Origin of the sequence: Pseudomonas saudiphocaensis, from assembly GCF_000756775.1 — a bacterium.
Taxonomy (GTDB): domain Bacteria; phylum Pseudomonadota; class Gammaproteobacteria; order Pseudomonadales; family Pseudomonadaceae; genus Stutzerimonas; species Stutzerimonas saudiphocaensis.
In genome coordinates this window covers 3528491-3543332 of sequence record NZ_CCSF01000001.1, presented here as the reverse complement: position 1 = coordinate 3543332, position 14842 = coordinate 3528491, and the positions used below count along the sequence as shown (strand labels likewise).

12 protein-coding genes are annotated in these 14842 nt (G+C 65.1%); 2 read left to right on the top strand and 10 right to left on the bottom strand.

Annotation, left to right across the window (positions count from 1 at the left end; genetic code table 11):
• Positions 1-5: 5 nt before the first annotated feature.
• Both BN1079_RS16510 and BN1079_RS16505 read right to left on the bottom strand, forming a co-directional pair.
• The gene (locus BN1079_RS16510) at positions 6-779 is read right to left on the bottom strand and encodes an SDR family NAD(P)-dependent oxidoreductase (RefSeq protein WP_037026316.1); all 774 of its coding nucleotides are present in this window, start codon (positions 777-779) and stop codon (positions 6-8) included.
• A gap of 16 nt (positions 780-795) precedes the next feature.
• Positions 796-1530: an SDR family NAD(P)-dependent oxidoreductase gene (locus BN1079_RS16505; protein WP_037026313.1), complete on the bottom strand. Its 735-nt coding sequence runs from the start codon at positions 1528-1530 to the stop codon at positions 796-798.
• 235 nt (positions 1531-1765) lie between these two features.
• Here BN1079_RS16505 and BN1079_RS16500 point away from each other — a divergent pair, with 235 nt between their 5' ends.
• Positions 1766-2599: an alpha/beta fold hydrolase gene (locus BN1079_RS16500; RefSeq protein WP_037026310.1), complete on the top strand. Its 834-nt coding sequence runs from the start codon at positions 1766-1768 to the stop codon at positions 2597-2599.
• A gap of 53 nt (positions 2600-2652) precedes the next feature.
• On the opposite strand, the gene BN1079_RS16495 is transcribed toward BN1079_RS16500, so the two are convergent.
• Positions 2653-3429 carry an SDR family oxidoreductase gene (locus BN1079_RS16495; protein WP_037026308.1) on the bottom strand — a complete coding sequence of 259 codons (777 nt, stop codon included), beginning with the start codon at positions 3427-3429 and terminating at the stop codon, positions 2653-2655.
• Between the two features lie 131 nt (positions 3430-3560).
• Between BN1079_RS16495 and BN1079_RS16490 the strand changes: the two genes are divergently transcribed.
• On the top strand, positions 3561-4343 hold the full coding sequence (locus BN1079_RS16490; RefSeq protein ID WP_037026307.1) for an enoyl-CoA hydratase: 783 nt from the start codon (positions 3561-3563) through the stop codon (positions 4341-4343).
• Here BN1079_RS16490 and BN1079_RS16485 read toward each other — a convergent pair.
• From BN1079_RS16485 to BN1079_RS16455, 7 genes are all read right to left on the bottom strand, one after another.
• Positions 4340-5575, bottom strand: coding sequence for an NADH:flavin oxidoreductase (locus tag BN1079_RS16485; RefSeq protein WP_037026306.1), 1236 nt, complete (start codon positions 5573-5575; stop codon positions 4340-4342). The genes BN1079_RS16490 and BN1079_RS16485 overlap by 4 nt on opposite strands.
• 82 nt (positions 5576-5657) lie before the next feature.
• Positions 5658-7259: a DUF1302 domain-containing protein gene (locus BN1079_RS16480; protein ID WP_052114509.1), complete on the bottom strand. Its 1602-nt coding sequence runs from the start codon at positions 7257-7259 to the stop codon at positions 5658-5660.
• A gap of 90 nt (positions 7260-7349) precedes the next feature.
• Entirely contained in the window at positions 7350-8963 is a 1614-nt protein-coding gene (locus BN1079_RS16475; protein ID WP_052114508.1) for a FadD3 family acyl-CoA ligase, read from the bottom strand.
• A 19-nt stretch (positions 8964-8982) separates the two neighbouring features.
• Positions 8983-10002 (bottom strand): ferredoxin--NADP reductase, encoded by a 1020-nt coding sequence (locus BN1079_RS16470; RefSeq protein WP_037026305.1) that lies wholly within the window; start codon positions 10000-10002, stop codon positions 8983-8985.
• A gap of 94 nt (positions 10003-10096) precedes the next feature.
• Positions 10097-11785 (bottom strand): FAD-binding protein, encoded by a 1689-nt coding sequence (locus BN1079_RS16465; protein ID WP_052114507.1) that lies wholly within the window; start codon positions 11783-11785, stop codon positions 10097-10099.
• 10 nt (positions 11786-11795) lie between these two features.
• A complete protein-coding gene (locus BN1079_RS16460; RefSeq protein WP_037026303.1) occupies positions 11796-13505 on the bottom strand; it encodes an FAD-binding protein in 1710 nt (569 codons plus the stop codon).
• Between the two features lie 75 nt (positions 13506-13580).
• Positions 13581-14768 (bottom strand): acyl-CoA dehydrogenase family protein, encoded by a 1188-nt coding sequence (locus tag BN1079_RS16455; RefSeq protein WP_037026300.1) that lies wholly within the window; start codon positions 14766-14768, stop codon positions 13581-13583.
• Positions 14769-14842: the final 74 nt, after the last annotated feature.

Genomic DNA, 14842 nt, shown 5'->3' with positions numbered 1-14842 from the left:
GCACCTCACTCAAACACGGTGTAGAGGTCGGAGCTGCGCCCACCGTCGACGTTCAGGCAGGCACCGGTGACATAGGACGCTTCGTCGCTGGCCAGGAACAGGATCGCGTTGGCCAGCTCGACCGGCTGACCCACGCGCTTCATGGGAATCAGTTTTTCGGTATTACCGCGGGCCTTGTCGTCGCTCATCATGCCGGCCATGGCCGGGGTATCGACCACCCCGGGGATGACCACATTGCAGCGCACGCCATAGGGCGCGCCTTCACTGGCCACCGCCCGGCTGAAGTTGTTCACCGCAGCCTTGGCCGCCGAGTATCCGCTCATCCAGGCCGTGCCGAACTGGCCACAGATCGAGGAGATATTGACGATGCTGCCGCCACCCTTCTCCTTCATCAGGCGCATCGCGGTGCGTGTGCCCCAGAAGGTGCCGTCGACCGTGGTCTTGAAGTTGGCATGCCAATCCTCGGTGGACATGTTGTCCACAGCGCCCCAGGTGAACGCCATGGCGTTGTTGACCAGGATATCCAGGCGACCATGGCGCTGGGCCGTGCTTTCGATCGCCCCTACATAAGCGGCCTCGTGACTGACGTCAGCCACCGCGATTTCAGCCTGGCCGCCGGCGCTGAGAATTTTTTCCTGTACCACGGCCAGCGCCTCCTCGCGGCGCCCGCAGAGCACCACCAAAGCGCCCTCCTGGGCAAAGCGAATGGCGGTGGCTTCACCGATACCCGAGCTTGCGCCGGTGACGAAGGCAATCTTGCCTTGCAGACGTTGAGTCATTGCTACTTCTCCTGACTTAGATGAAGGCCATGCCGCCATTTACGGCGATGTTCTGACCGGTGATGAAGCTGGCGTCTTCGCTGGCCAGGAAGGTCGCGACGCGGGCGATTTCGTCGGTGCCGCACAGGCGCCCGAGGGGCACCGCCTTGAGCAGGTCCGCCATCATGTCGTCGGGAATACCAGCCATCATCGGTGTGTCGGTGGGGCCGGGCACCAGGGTGTTGACGCGGATGCCATGGCCGGCCAGCTCGCGGGCGATGCCTCGGGTCAGCCCCATGATTCCGGCCTTCGAAGCGCAGTAATGGTTGGGGCCTTCGCCGGTCAGCGCCGAGGTGCTGGACAGGTTGATGATGCTGCCGCCAGCGCCGCCCTTGACCATCAGCCGGGCGCTTTCACGGGCACAGTAGAAGGCGCCGGTGAGGTTGACACCGATGACGCGCTGCCAGCTCTCGTCGGGGGTGTCGAGGAAGCTGTCCAGGCCGCCGACACCGGCGTTGTTGACCAGGATGTCGAGGCGCCCGAAGTGCTTTTCGGCAAGCTTCACCGCTTCGGCCACCGAGGCGCTGTCAGCGACGTTGCAGACCACCGGCACCACCTTGTCGCCCAGCTCGCCGAGGCCTTCACGCAGGCTGTCGAGGTTTATGTCGGCGGCCACTACCCGAGCGCCCTCTCCCACGAAGCGGCGGGCGATGGCCAGGCCCATGCCCTGGGCGGCGCCGGTCACGAACGCGACTTTGTTCTGCAATTTCATAACGAGTCTCCTGCGGACGGGCTTGACGCCCTGGTTCTTGTTTTGTCCGCATGATTCGGGTCGCCGCGCAGCGCCGCATCGTCCAGGGGGACTAAACGGAACGTCTTGTGTGCGATTACCCGCCGACTCGTCTGAACGAACGATGCTCTTGGATACCGGGCGTCCGACCATCGCGTGACGGGATACACGGCGCGCTGCATGCCGTTGCCCCTTCCCTGCTATCGGAGAATCCGCGATGACCCAGAACCAAGACCTGCCCCTGCCGGTGGGCCATTACCTGACGCTGCACAACGGCCTGCGCCTGCATTACCTGGACGAGGGCCAGGGCCCCGTAGTGCTCTGGCTGCATGGCAGCGGCCCCGGCGCCAGTGGCTTCAGCAACTTCAAGGGCAACTTCCCTGTGCTGGCTGAGGCCGGCTACCGCAACATCGTGCTCGACCTGCCGGGATTCGGTCGCTCCGACAAGCCGGACACCGGCATGTACGATCTTGAATTCTTTGTCGCCACGCTGCGCGCCTTCACCCAGGCTCTGGACATCACCCGCTGCACACTGCTGGGCAACTCGCTGGGCGGCGCCATCGCGCTGGGCCTGGCGCTGGCCGAGCCGGAGCTGGCGGAGAAACTGATCCTGCTGGCGCCTGGCGGCGTGGAGGAGCGCGAAACCTACTTCCAGATGCCGGGCATCCAGCGCATGGTCTCGCTGTTCGGCGCCGGCCCTATCGGCCTGCCGGAAATGCGCAGCATGATGAGCCTGCAGCTGTTCGATCCGTCGATCCTGCCCGAGGAACTCCTGGCCGAGCGGGTGGCCGTTGCGGTCACCCAGCCGAAGAACCTCTTCAGTACCATGCTGATCCCCAACATGACTGCGCGCCTGGGCGAAATCGCCTGCCCGATTCTGTGTTTCTGGGGCAACAACGACAACTTCAACCCGGTCGGCGGCGCTCAACGCATTGTCGACAACGCCCAATGGGCACAGGTGGTCATCCTCAACCGCTGCGGCCATTGGGTTCAGGTCGAGCATCGCGAGCTGTTCAATCGCAGCTGTCTGGATTTCCTGCGCCACGCATGATTGCAGCCGGCGGACCGTCGCTCACGGTCTGCCGGTGTCGCCCGCCCGATCACTCAGGCGTTGGAAGCATCCAGAAACGCCGGGCGCTCGCCGCCGCCGTGCAGCAGCAGGTTGCAGCCACTGGCGTAACCACCCAGCGGAGAGGCGATAAACAGGCAGGCCGCGCCGATATCCTCAGGTGTCGCCAGACGATTGGCCGGAATGGTGGCACTCACCGCCGCGATGCCCGCCTCGTCTCCGTAGTGCTGGTGGGACTGCTCGGTATGCACCAGGCCGGGACTGACCGCCACCACCCTCACCTTCGGCGCCCACTCCACCGCCAGCGAGCTGGCCAGCGAAAGAATGCCCGCCTTGGCCGCACCGTAAGCCGCGGTCAAAGGCGATGGACGCAAGGCGCTGATGCTGCCGATAAAGACGATCACGCCGCCTTCGGCCTGCGCCTGCATCAGCGCATTGGCCTGCTGGGCCACGTTCAGCGGGGCGATCAGGTTCAGCCGGATAATGCTCTCGTGGAAGCGAGGCGAAGCCGTACCCGCGTCCGCCGGCGGGCTGCCGCCAGCGTTGTTGACCAGCACGTCGAGACGGCCGAAACGCTGGCGGATCTCGCCGAACAGGGCCTCCAGTGATTGCAGGTCGCGCACGTCTGCGGCAATGAAGCTGGCACGGTTATGCGCCACCTGCGGCAAGTCTTCCGGCTCGTTGCGGCCGCACACCACCACCTGTGCCCCGGCCGCGAGAAAGGTGCGCGTGATGCCGGCGCCCACGCCTCGGGCGCCACCGGTCACCAGCACCACCTTGCCGCTGTAGTCCAAGCCCGCCTGGATATCCATAAATTGCTCCTGTTGCGATGTTGTCGGCATTCTGGGCAATCGCCGCGGGTGCGCTCGTCGTCTGAACGGACGATGAGCGCGGAACAGGCGCCTCCGACAATCGGTGTTCGATCCAGCATCGGAGTCATGGCATGAGCGATCCATCCCCTCCCGTTCTGCTGGAGCGCCCGGAACCCGGCATTGCCCTGTTGCGCCTGCATCGCCCGGACGCGCGCAACGCGCTCAGCCCGGAATTGCAGACAATGCTGGCGGCGCAGTTTTCGATATTGTCGGAAGATCCGCAGACCCGCTGCATCCTGGTCACCGGCGGCGACCAGGTGTTCGCCGCAGGCGGTGACATAGGGGACATGCTCGAGGTCGGCGCGATGGAGCTTTACCAGCGACACACCGAACGGCTCTGGGCGCCGATCCGCAATTGCCCCAAACCGGTCATCGCGGCGGTTTGCGGCTATGCCTACGGCGGCGGCTGCGAACTGGCGATGCTTGCCGACATCATCATCGCCGGACGCAACGCACGTTTTTCCCAGCCGGAAATCCGGCTCGGCATCATGCCCGGCATCGGCGGCACCCAGCGCCTGGTTCGCGCGGTCGGCAAGGCCAAGGCGATGCACATGGCGTTGACTGGCCAGCCCCTGAATGCCGAACAGGCGTGGATCGCCGGGCTGGTCAGCGAGGTGGTCGCCGACGACGAAGTGCTGGGTCACGCACTGGGACTGGCCCGCTCGATCGCCGCCATGCCGCCGCTTGCCGCCGAGCAGATCAAGGAAGTCATCCTCTTGGGCATGGATGCGTCGCTGGACGCCGGGCTCGCCCTGGAGCGACGAGCGGCGGCGCTGTTGTTCGCCACCCGCGACCAGAAGGAAGGCATGCAGGCGTTTCTCGAAAAACGTCCGCCCCGTTTCGAAGGCCGCTAGAGCGAGGCGGCCCCGACAGCGTTGAGCTGCGCGTCCCCCGGCTCGCCCAGCACGCAAGAGGTGCCGCCCGGCGTGTACATCATCGCCACGCAGCGATTGCACGCCGTACAGATGGAGTCACGGCAGGCACCGGAGCGCAGCTTGTTGACATAATCGGGCTCGGCCAGCAACACACGGCCCAGCGCCACCGCATCGAAGCCCTGCGCCATGAGGTGCTCGATACTCTCCAGACTTTTCACCCCGCCGAGGTAGGCCAACGGCATGCGCACGGCGGCGCGGACCTTGCGCGAGTGCTCGAGCAGGTACAGTTCGCGAAAGCGCACCTGCGGCTCCAGCAGGCTCTTCAGGGCTACCACGGCGTCGATCACCGGTTTGCCGGTGCTGACGCGGTTTTCCTTGGGAAAGGATGAGCCGAACATGGTGGTGATCGACTCAACGTTCATTCCGGCGCTCAGTACCAGCAGGTGGGCACCCTCGGCCTCGAACAAGCGCGCTATGGCGGCGCCGTCCTCGGCCTGGTTGCCTCCGCGTACGCCGTCGGTGACGCTGTACTTGCAGACCACCGCCAGCTCATTCCCCACTGCGTCCAGCACCTGGCGCAGGACCCTGAGCGGGAAGCGCATGCGGTTCTCCAGCGATCCGCCATAACCGTCACGGCGCTTGTTGTAGAGCGGCGAAATGAACTGGCTGAGCAGGTAACCGTGGCCCATGTGCAGCTCGACGGCATCGAAGCCCGCCTCCCGTGCCAGCCGCGCACCCTGCACGAACTCGCCGGACACTTGCGCCAGATCCGCCTCGGTCATGGCCTGCTTGCACAGCATGCCACTCATGATGCCGACCTTGTTGAAGCCGCCGCTGGCCGACAGCGGCAAGGCGGAACCACTCGGTGGCAGGAAGGTGAAGCAGCCCCCATGGGTAATCTGCGCGGCTGCCGCCGCCCCCTCGCGATGCACCGCCTGGGTCAACGCACGCAGGTGCGGCAGGCTGTTGCGGTCGAGCACCACCTGATCGGGCAGGGTGCGCCCGTCGGCACTCACCGCACAGTAGGCCAGCGTGGTCATCCCCGCGCCGCCAGCGGCGATGCGCTCGTGCAGGCGCAGCGACTGGCCGGTGGGGATGCCGTTGCGGGCGGCGCCTTCGTTGGTCGCCGCCTTGATAAAGCGATTGCGCAGGGTCAGCGGACCGATGCGCAACGGCTGGAAAACCGATACATCCACGGAACTGTTCGACATATGAGCTCCTGGCAAAAAAACGAAAGGTGGAACACAGGTCACCCCGCGCTCCACCTTTCGGTCAGTGGGCCCTAGACAGCAATCAGAAGCTGTACTTGGCGTTGAACGACAGATAGTCGCGATCTGCCATCATCCGCCCCTGGGAAATACTCGGCGAGCTGAGGTAATCGACATAGGTCACCCCCACCTGGAAGTTGCCCAGGTACTTGAGGTCCGCCCCCAGGGTCAGGCGCTTTTCCGCACGGCCAATGCCCTGTAATGCGCTGCCGTCGAGGTTCTGCTGCCAGTTGACCTTGGTCACCAGGTCCCAGCCGCTGAACAGGCTCGGGTACTCCATCTGCGCGCCCAGGCCGAGCAGCGTCGATCCACGGGTCTGGCCGTCATAGATGAAGCTGTCGAAGCTGCCGATATTCACCCCGTCGACGGTGATGCCGACCGGGTCCACCGACTCGATGTACTGGTGCATCACTTCGCCGAACACCGAGGTCTGGTGCGACAGCCAGCTCGGGCCGATGAGGTACTGCGCGTTGAGGTTCGCCTGCCAGACTTCGCCGCGTGCCGGCGTGCCGTTGTCCAAGTAGACCGCCGAGCCGTCGCGATAGCTGAGGTCGCCGGCGAACTGCACTGCGTCCCCGATCTTCGAGCTGAAACTCACCCCGGTCAGTTTCACGTCCTCGAAGTAACCCAGCTTGAAGGTGCCGGGCGCCACGTTGCCGGACAGTGACGAATAGCGGGTATCGCCACCGAAGTTGAAGAACAGCGCACCGACGCGCTCGTGGTAGCGATAGTGGAACAGGCCGACCTCAGTGCTGTCGGTCAGCCGGTAGCGCAGGCCCAGGCCCCACTGGCCGCTGTCGCGCGGTTTTTCCTCGCCTGCGTAGGCCAGTGCGGCAAACTGCGGATCGCCGGCGGCGAAACGAAAGTACTCGGCGCCGGGGCCGAAGATATCGCTGCCGTTGAAGTAGTCACCCACGGGATTGAGCTGCGTTTCTTCCCACTCGTACTGGTAGAAGCCCAGCAGCGCCAGATCCTCGTTCAGCGACCAGGACGCCGAGAACTGCCCCACCGGCAGATAGGCGTCTTTCGCCTCGGTGCCCGGCACGTTGAACTTGGTCGCATCGACCGGCGCCTGCCCCTGGCTGATATTGGGCCAGAACATGCTCTCGCCCCAGGCCACCAGATGCCGGCCGGCCTTGAGCGACAGGTACTGCCCATCCAGAACGTCGAAGTTGCCGTACACATAGGCATCGAGCAGGCGGGCGCGGCCGCCGCTGTCGCGCCGAGTGTCGCGAGTGAAGGTGTTGTTGCGCCCGCCTTTGTTCACGGTATCGGGTGAATCGTTGTCGTTGCGGCCGTGATAGGCCTCATCATAGAAGTGGCTGCCGCGCAGCACTGCCCCCAGGTTGTCATGGCGCACCAGCACTTCGCCGAAAAGACTGACCCGGTTGGTGATCAGCGAGCCGCGATCGAAGTTGCGCGTACTGTCATCGTTGTTGATGCTTTCAAGATACTGTTTGGCGGGTTTGCCGGTTCGCACCGAGGCGGTGTAGTTCACCGTCAGGGTGGTATCGACCGTGGTTCTTTCACCGATTTCAAAGGAAGGTCCGGCCACCGCCGCGCCGCTGGCGATGGCGACCGATACACCCAGCAGGTGCGGGACAAAACTCGCTTTCTTCACGCTCATAGCTATCTCCGTTCTTGTTGTTGTACTGCTATCGCTTCGGGGTTGCGGCCGGTAACCCGGCAGCCAGGAAACGGGAGTGCCCGCTGCGGCTCAGGTCGCCAGCAGCGTGCGCAGGTCGTTCTTGGCGACCTTGTTGGACGGGTTAAGGGGCAGCGCCTCGAAGAAATGCACCATGCGCGGCACCTTGTAATTGGCCATTCGCTCGCGGCACCAGGCAATCAGCTCGGGTCCCTCCAGCGACTGGTTCGCGTGGCGTACCACGCAGGCACAGCCGACCTCGCCCATGCGCTCGTCCGGTACGCCGATCACCGCCACCTGGGCGATGGCCGGATGCTGGAGCAACACGGCTTCGATCTCTGCCGGGTAGCAGTTGAAGCCACCCACGATGAACATGTCCTTGAGGCGGTCGGTGATCTGCAGATTGCCTTGCTCGTCGAGCCGTCCCACATCACCGGTGTGCAGCCAGCCCTCGGCATCGATCGCCTCGGCGGTGGCGTCCGGGTCCTGGAAATAGCCACGCATGACGTGGAAGCCGCGCAGGCAGATCTCACCGGTCTCCCCCGCAGGCAGAAGCTGGTTCTCGGCATTGCGGATGCTCACCTCGGTCCCGGCGATGGGCCGTCCGCTGGTGGCGGCAACCACCTCGGCCGGCGCGCCGGGATCGCAGATGGTCGCCAGCCCTCCGCATTCGGTAAGGCCGTAGGCCGTGGTCACCACCTCGAAGCCCAGGTCGGTACGCATGCGCTCGATCAGCACCGCGGGAATGGTGGCCGCCCCAGTGACGGCCACGCGCAGCGAGGACAGATCGGTTTGCGCCAGCTGCGGATGCGCCAGCATCGACAGGTACAACGTCGGCGGGCCCGGCAGCACGCTGATGCGGTCCTCGGCGATGCGCCGGATGACCACGTCGGCGTCGAATACCGCGTGCGGCAGGATCGTCGCACCGGCCAGCAGGCAGCTGATCCAGCCGGCCTTGTAACCGAACGCGTGAAAGAACGGATTAACGATCAGGTACCGATCGCCTGGGCCGAGTCCGATCACCTTGCCATATTCGTGAAAGGCGCGGAGCAGCTGACCCTGGGTGCTCAGCACGCCCTTGGGTTTGCCGGTAGTGCCGGAGGTGAATAGCAGGTCGCTGACATGCTCGGGCGTTACCGCGGCCATTCTGGCCTTGACCCGCTCCAGGGACACTGAAGCCCCCTCATCGAGAAACGCTTGCCATCCCAGCCTTCCATCGATCGAGACCGGCTCATCGAGGATGATCTCGCCTTCCAGGCTATCCGGCCGGAAAGGCTGGAGCAGCGCCGGGTAATCGACGCCCAGGAACTCTCGACACAGGAACAGCAGCCGAGTCCCGCTGCGAGCCAACACGTCGGCTGCCTCGGGGCCTTTCATGCGGGTATTGATCGGCACCATCACCGCACCTGCGCAATGAATGCCGAGGGCAGCAATGATCCAGGCCCGGCAGTTCGGCGCCCAGATGGCGACCCTGTCGCCTTCTTCGATGCCACGGGCGAGCAGGCCACGGGTCACGGCCATGACCTGTTCGGGCAGCTCGGCGTAGCGGGTGACCACGCCGTTCTCTTCGATTGCGGCGATTCCGGCAAAGCGCCGCGACGCCTCAGCCAGCAGCGCTGGGAGGGTCATGGGCGCAACAGCAGCGGTTGGCTCAAGCAGTGTCTGGGGCGAATGGGTGTCGGTCATGTTAGAAGTCGCCTGGTGATCACGGGAAACGAATGTGCAGTTGGTCGCTGGTGGGTACGGCCTGGCAGGTGAGGATCCAGCCTTCGTCCAGCTCCGAGGCGTCCAGCGCATCGTTGACAAGCAGCTCGACCTGGCCTTTTTCCAGGGTGCACATGCACGAGGCGCAGCCGCCGACCCGGCAGGCACTGGGTGGCTTGAGACCCGCGCGCTCCATGGCCGCCAGCAGTGTTTCCCCGGCCTCGCATTCAAGCTGGTGGTGCTCGCCATCCAACTCCACCGTGACGGCCGCGGCAGAGGCCGCTGCGCTGGCGGCCAGCGGCTGGATTTCACCTTCGCCTGGCAGCGAGACGAAACGCTCCACATGGATGCTCGGCCCCGGCATCCCGAGGGCCTTCAGCGCACTGACCGCGGTGTCCATGAACGGCCCAGGCCCGCAGATAAAGGCCTCGGCACGAACGAAGGGACGTGCCAGCTCGGCGAGCTGCTCGGCGCTAGGGATGCCCTGGATCGAGTCCAGCCAGTGCACAACCTGCAGGCGAGCGGGATGCGCGCTGGCCAGCTTGCGCAGTTCGTCGCGGAAAATTACCGAGGCTTCGTCGCGGTTGGCGTAGATCAGCAAGATCCGACCTGTACCGGCGAGCAGCGCCGAGCGCAGGATCGACAGCACCGGCGTGATTCCGCTGCCGCCGCCGAACAGCAGCAGATCCCCGTCCAGTCGCTTGGGCACGAACACACCCGCTGGCGGGAGGACTTGCAGATTGTCCCCGGCGCGCAGCTGGTCACAGAGCCAATTCGATGCACGGCCGTCGGCAACGCGCTTGATGGTGACCCGCAGCGGCTCTTCCAGCAGCGGCGTGCTCGACAGCGAATAGCAGCGCGGCAACCAGCCGTCGCCGTGGGGCACGCGCAGCGTGAGGAACTGGCCCGGCCGATAGCGAAACGCCTGGGCCAGACTCGGCGGGACCTCGAAGACCAGCGAGCGGGCATCGGCGGTTTCCTCGACGACCTGCGCAACCCGCAGTGCTATGTAGTTGCTCATGACTCAATACTCATGTGAAGGCGCCGGCACTCGTCCGAGCGAACGCAGCGATGCAGCACTGCGGCGGCGATGACAGCGGACATGCTAGGAAGACTCATACGACGACTTTTTCCGGCACGGGCCTGGCGATGGTGGCCGCGGCGGCGCGTCCTGCGCGCCGACCGGAAAACACACAATCGGCCAGCGACAAACCGCTGATGTACATATGCGATGGGATGCCAACCGCCGCGCGGCCGGCGGCGTAAAGACCGGGAATCGGTATGCCGGACTGGTCGAGCACGACCCCGCTGCTCTCATCCACCTGCAGCCCGCCCAGGGTCAGCCCCCCCATGGGATAGGCAGCGCTGCCGACGGAAATGTCGCAGGCGTAAAAGGGACCTTGCTCCAGGGCCTGGCGACTGTCTGCTGACTTGCCCGTTTCATCCTCGCCCACGCCACGCGCAGCGGCGTTGTAGCGTGCCAGGGTATCGGCCAGCGTGACGGGATCGGCGCCGATCGCCCCGGCCAGTGCCTCGATGGTCTTGCCCTTGCGGGCGAACAGCATCAGCAGCAATGCCGGCATCGTCTGAAACCACCAGTAGCCGCCGCGCAGCGTTTCCTTCAGTGCTTGTCGGCGCAGGTTCCGGTCGAGGATCAGCCAGCCCTTGCCGTCGTGTTCCTCGCACAGGCGCACGCCCAGCGTGGCCCCGTAGACCTCCTCGTTGCAGACGCGTCGTCCCCGGCCGTTCACTACCATGCCTTTGGGCCAACACAACGGCGGGCTGAGGAAGCGCCAGGCAGAAATCCGTTCAAGCTGGGCGCTGGCGGCGCCGACACTGGAGCCCAGGCGTATAGCCGAGCCGTCACAACCGGTGGCGCCTACCTTGAAGGTGTGCAGGTAGCGGGCACCATGCTCGCGCATCATCTGTTGGTTGAAAATGAAGCCGCCGGTGCTCAGCACAACGCCGCAACGGGCGCGAATCGTGATCGGTTGCGCGTAGTCACGCTCGATGCACACAAGGCGTGCGCGCAGTCGGTCGCTGTAACTGGGGGCGAGGTTCTGCCAGCGCTCGGCAGCGGCGGCCAGTCGAGCATGAGTGCGCGCCTGACGGCTGCCTGACGGCAGGCACCAGAGTTCAGCGCCAACCACCGCGCCCTCGCCATCGAGTACCAGGCGGCGGATGCTGGACTGCAACCGGGTGCGAATGCCGGCCCGGCGGCAGGCGTCGCGCAGCTGATTGAACAGCACCTGGCCGCTCTGGCCCTTGCCCACGGTGCGATGACCGCGAGGCGCCGGCGAGTCCGCACCGGCATAGGCCGGCACCTTTTCGTTGCCCGAGTAATAGAGGTAGTAGCCATCCGGCGGATAGGAGGTCTTGCCGCCACCGGGCGGCATGCTCGAGCCATATTCGGCGCCGTGACTTTCCAGCCACTGCAGGTTCTCCACGCTTTGCTCACAGAAACGCCGCAAGGTGTCATCGCCGACGACGCCCTGCGTTTCATGGCGCAGGTATTCGAACATGGCTTCAGGCGTATCGGCGAAGCCCGCGTCGCTCTGTTGCCGCGTGCCGCCGCCGGCATAGACGATTCCACCGCTCTTGGCGCTGGCGCCGCCGCCCTGGAAGCGGTCGGCTATCAAAACCTGGAGACCCTGTGCATGAGCTTCCAGCGCGGTGCAGGCACCGGCGGCTCCCCAACCTGCCACCAGCAGGTCGCAGGTATCGTCCCAGGCATGCCGATCGGCATCGTCGACCCGCAAGGGCGGCAGGATTTCGGTCACGCCTTGGTCGTCATAGCTGCTCATGTGCCGCTCCTCAGCGCTGGCCGGACAAGTGTCTGGCGGCGATGTAGCCGAAGGTCATGGCAGGCCCCAGCGTGCCGCCGGCGCCCGGATAGGTGGTGCCGAACACAGAGGCGGAAGTGTTGCCAATCGCGTACAGCCCCTCGATCACCTCGCCATTGGCAAGCAGGACCTGGGCATGCTCGTTTGTCAGCAGCCCACCCTTGGTGCCGATGTCGCCGGCATCCATGCGCATCGCGTAGAACGGTGCCTGGTCCAGGGGCGCGAGGCAGGGATTGGGTTTGACGTCGACACTGCCGTAATAACGGTCGAACACGTTGCCGCCGCGGCCGAACTCCAGGTCCTGCCCCGTACGGGCGAAGCCGTTCAAACGCGCAACGCTCGCCTGAAGGCCTGCCGAGTCCACGCCGATCTGCTGTGCCAGCGCGTCGAGGGTGTCTGCCTTGAAATACAAGTTGCCCAGCCAGTCGGCTGGCAGTCGGTCATCAGGCATGATCTGCGAGGGCATCAGCGGCCCCATGGCGTAGCGGAAGCGGAAACGCGCGTCGAAGATCACCCAGGCCGGCAGCGACTGGCCGTCAGTCGCCTGATTGTCGCGATACATGGCCGCCACGAATTCCAGGTAGGGCGCCGCCTCGTTGACGAAGCGCTGGCCTCGGCCGTTGACGACGATGGAGCCGGGAAAGGCGCGTTCGGCAAAGATCGGCCTGGGCTTTTCCTCTCCCGGCACGGCAATGGTGGGTGCCCACCAACCGTGTTCCATCAGATCCGTGGCAGCTCCCTCGGCCAGTGCCGCCTCCAACGCGGCGCCAGTGTTGGCACCTGGCGGCGTCGCGCTCCAGGCGGCATTGGTGGGCTTGGGCAGATAGCGCTCGCGCAGGGCCTGGTTGTGCTCGAATCCCCCGGAGCCGAGAATCACTCCTCGCGAGGCGTGCAGTTCGATCAGCTCGCCATCGCGCTCGACGCGAACACCACTGACCCGCCCCTCCGTTACCAGCAGCTCGCGGAAATCGGTGCGCAACCACAGCGGCACCTGGCGATCCATCAGCGAACGGCGCAGCGAGGCCACCAGCGAAGCCCCCAGAGCGGTTCGGCGGTCGAGATCAGTTTTGCGCCGCCATTTGAAATCCAGGCGGTAGCGCAACATCAGGCCCAGCAGCACGAAACGCCAGCCGAAGCTGCGCGACATGGCCTTGTGCGCCTGACGCGCGGTCCAGGCGATCTTGCCCATCAACAGCGTGGTCGGCGATGCCGGGCGCAGGTTGTCGAACTCCTCCTCCAGCACGCTGGCATCGAAGATCTCCGGGTCCAATGAGCGTCCACCGGGCAAGGCGCCCGGCAAGTGCGGGTAGTAGTCGGGGTATTTCTCGGCGACGGCGAAGCGCACGCGACTGCATTGTTCAAGCTCACGCACCATCCGCGGCGCCTGTTCCAGATAGGCGCGAAGCCGAGCCTCGTCGACCCGGTCGCCAACGGCGGCCTTGAGATAGGTCCAGGCCTTGTCGAAACTGTCGCCGCCGCCCTTGGCCTGGAAATGATGGTTATTGGGAATCCAGATGCCCCCGCCGGAAATGGCCGAGGTGCCGCCGTACTGAGCAGTCTTTTCGATCATCAGGACCGACAGCCCTGCGTCGGCGGCAAACACGGCCGCCGTCATGGCGCCGGCGCCGGAACCGACGATGATGACGTCGTAACGGGTTTCAGTCGAAGCTTGGCCTGTCATTGTTATTCTGCCTTGCACCAGAGGGAATCCATCACCGCACCGCCGGCGTCCGAATGCCGAACGGTACGGTCGCCGTCAAACGAAGGGATCGGGATTGGGCAGGCCCAGCAGTACCGCGCCATAGCTGCGACCGTAGGCCATGTAGTTGTTGGCGATATGCCCACGCGCCTGGTGTAGGTCGCGGAAGATGCGCGCCACCGGATTGCTGCTGTACAGCCCCGAGGCGGCCATGCAGCGCAGCAGCTCGTTGACCTTTTCGGCGCAAATGTTGGTCACGTAGGAAGACTGGAAGCGGTACAGCAGCCGCGTCTCTACGTCCGGATACTTGTTGGCCTGCGCCAGCTCCATCAACTGCCCGTAGTTGCGCTCCAGTACCAGCTTGAGCATGTCGAGGGTGATGGTGGCGTCGGCCACGGCGTTCTGCGCGCCTGGGTCTTCGGCGGTCTTGGCGCCGTGCTTGCCGATGTGCTGCGCGGCATTGCTGCGAAACTCATCGATCGCCCCCTGCAGCGCTCCCATTGCTGAGGTGGACACCGCGCGGGCGAAGATCTGGGCGAAGGGAATGGCATAGATTGGGTTGGTGTTGACCAGCCGGCCCGGAGTGGCTTCCACCGTCCAGTTGTTGGTGCGCTGGACCCGGTAGGCCGGCACAAAGGCGTCTTCCACCACGATGTCGTGACTGCCGGTACCGCGTAGCCCCAGAACGTCCCAGTTGTGCTCGATGCGGTAGTCGCTGCGTGGCAGCAGGAAGGTGCCGTGCTCGGCGGGCTGGTCGCCTTCCGGCGGGATGATGCCGCCCAGCAGGCACCAGCTGCAGTGCTCGCTGCCGCTGGAGAAGCCCCAGCGCCCGCTGATGCGGTAGCCACCTTCTACCGGGGTTACTTTCGCCACCGGCATGTAGGTGGAGGACATCAGGGTGCTGCTGTCCTCGCCCCAGACGTCCTTCTGGGCCTCAAGGGGATAGCGGGCCAGCTGCCAGGGGTGGACGCCGAGCACGCCGTAGACCCAAGCGGTGGACATACAGCCCTCCGCAAGGGTCATCTGGATTTCGAAGAAGGCCCGCAGGTCGATCTCATAGCCGCCGTAGGCCTTGGGCTGCAGAGCACGGAACAGCCCCATCTCCTGCATGTCAGCAATGGTTTCCACCGGCACCTTGAATTCACGCTCGGCCTGGGCCGCGCGAGCCTTGAGCTGCGGCACCAGGCGCCGTGCACGTTCGATCAATTCGATTTCTTGTGGCGTTTTTTCCCGAGTCGCAGTCATCGTCGGCTCTCTCTTGTTATCGCGCGGTTGCGCAGGCGTGACTGGATAATCCGACGCGAGGGCAAAGCGGCTCA

What these genes read in the sequence shown, in the direction of transcription:
- BN1079_RS16465 (WP_052114507.1), bottom strand. Translation starts at nt 11,785, where the DNA reads ATGAGCAGCTATGACGACCAAGGCGTGACCGAAATCCTGCCGCCCTTG.
- BN1079_RS16510 (WP_037026316.1), bottom strand. Translation starts at nt 779, where the DNA reads ATGACTCAACGTCTGCAAGGCAAGATTGCCTTCGTCACCGGCGCAAGC.
- BN1079_RS16455 (WP_037026300.1), bottom strand. Translation starts at nt 14,768, where the DNA reads ATGACTGCGACTCGGGAAAAAACGCCACAAGAAATCGAATTGATCGAA.
- BN1079_RS16485 (WP_037026306.1), bottom strand. Translation starts at nt 5,575, where the DNA reads ATGTCGAACAGTTCCGTGGATGTATCGGTTTTCCAGCCGTTGCGCATC.
- BN1079_RS16480 (WP_052114509.1), bottom strand. Translation starts at nt 7,259, where the DNA reads ATGAGCGTGAAGAAAGCGAGTTTTGTCCCGCACCTGCTGGGTGTATCG.
- BN1079_RS16475 (WP_052114508.1), bottom strand. Translation starts at nt 8,963, where the DNA reads ATGACCGACACCCATTCGCCCCAGACACTGCTTGAGCCAACCGCTGCT.
- BN1079_RS16460 (WP_037026303.1), bottom strand. Translation starts at nt 13,505, where the DNA reads ATGACAGGCCAAGCTTCGACTGAAACCCGTTACGACGTCATCATCGTC.
- BN1079_RS16500 (WP_037026310.1), top strand. Translation starts at nt 1,766, where the DNA reads ATGACCCAGAACCAAGACCTGCCCCTGCCGGTGGGCCATTACCTGACG.
- BN1079_RS16470 (WP_037026305.1), bottom strand. Translation starts at nt 10,002, where the DNA reads ATGAGCAACTACATAGCACTGCGGGTTGCGCAGGTCGTCGAGGAAACC.
- BN1079_RS16490 (WP_037026307.1), top strand. Translation starts at nt 3,561, where the DNA reads ATGAGCGATCCATCCCCTCCCGTTCTGCTGGAGCGCCCGGAACCCGGC.
- BN1079_RS16495 (WP_037026308.1), bottom strand. Translation starts at nt 3,429, where the DNA reads ATGGATATCCAGGCGGGCTTGGACTACAGCGGCAAGGTGGTGCTGGTG.
- BN1079_RS16505 (WP_037026313.1), bottom strand. Translation starts at nt 1,530, where the DNA reads ATGAAATTGCAGAACAAAGTCGCGTTCGTGACCGGCGCCGCCCAGGGC.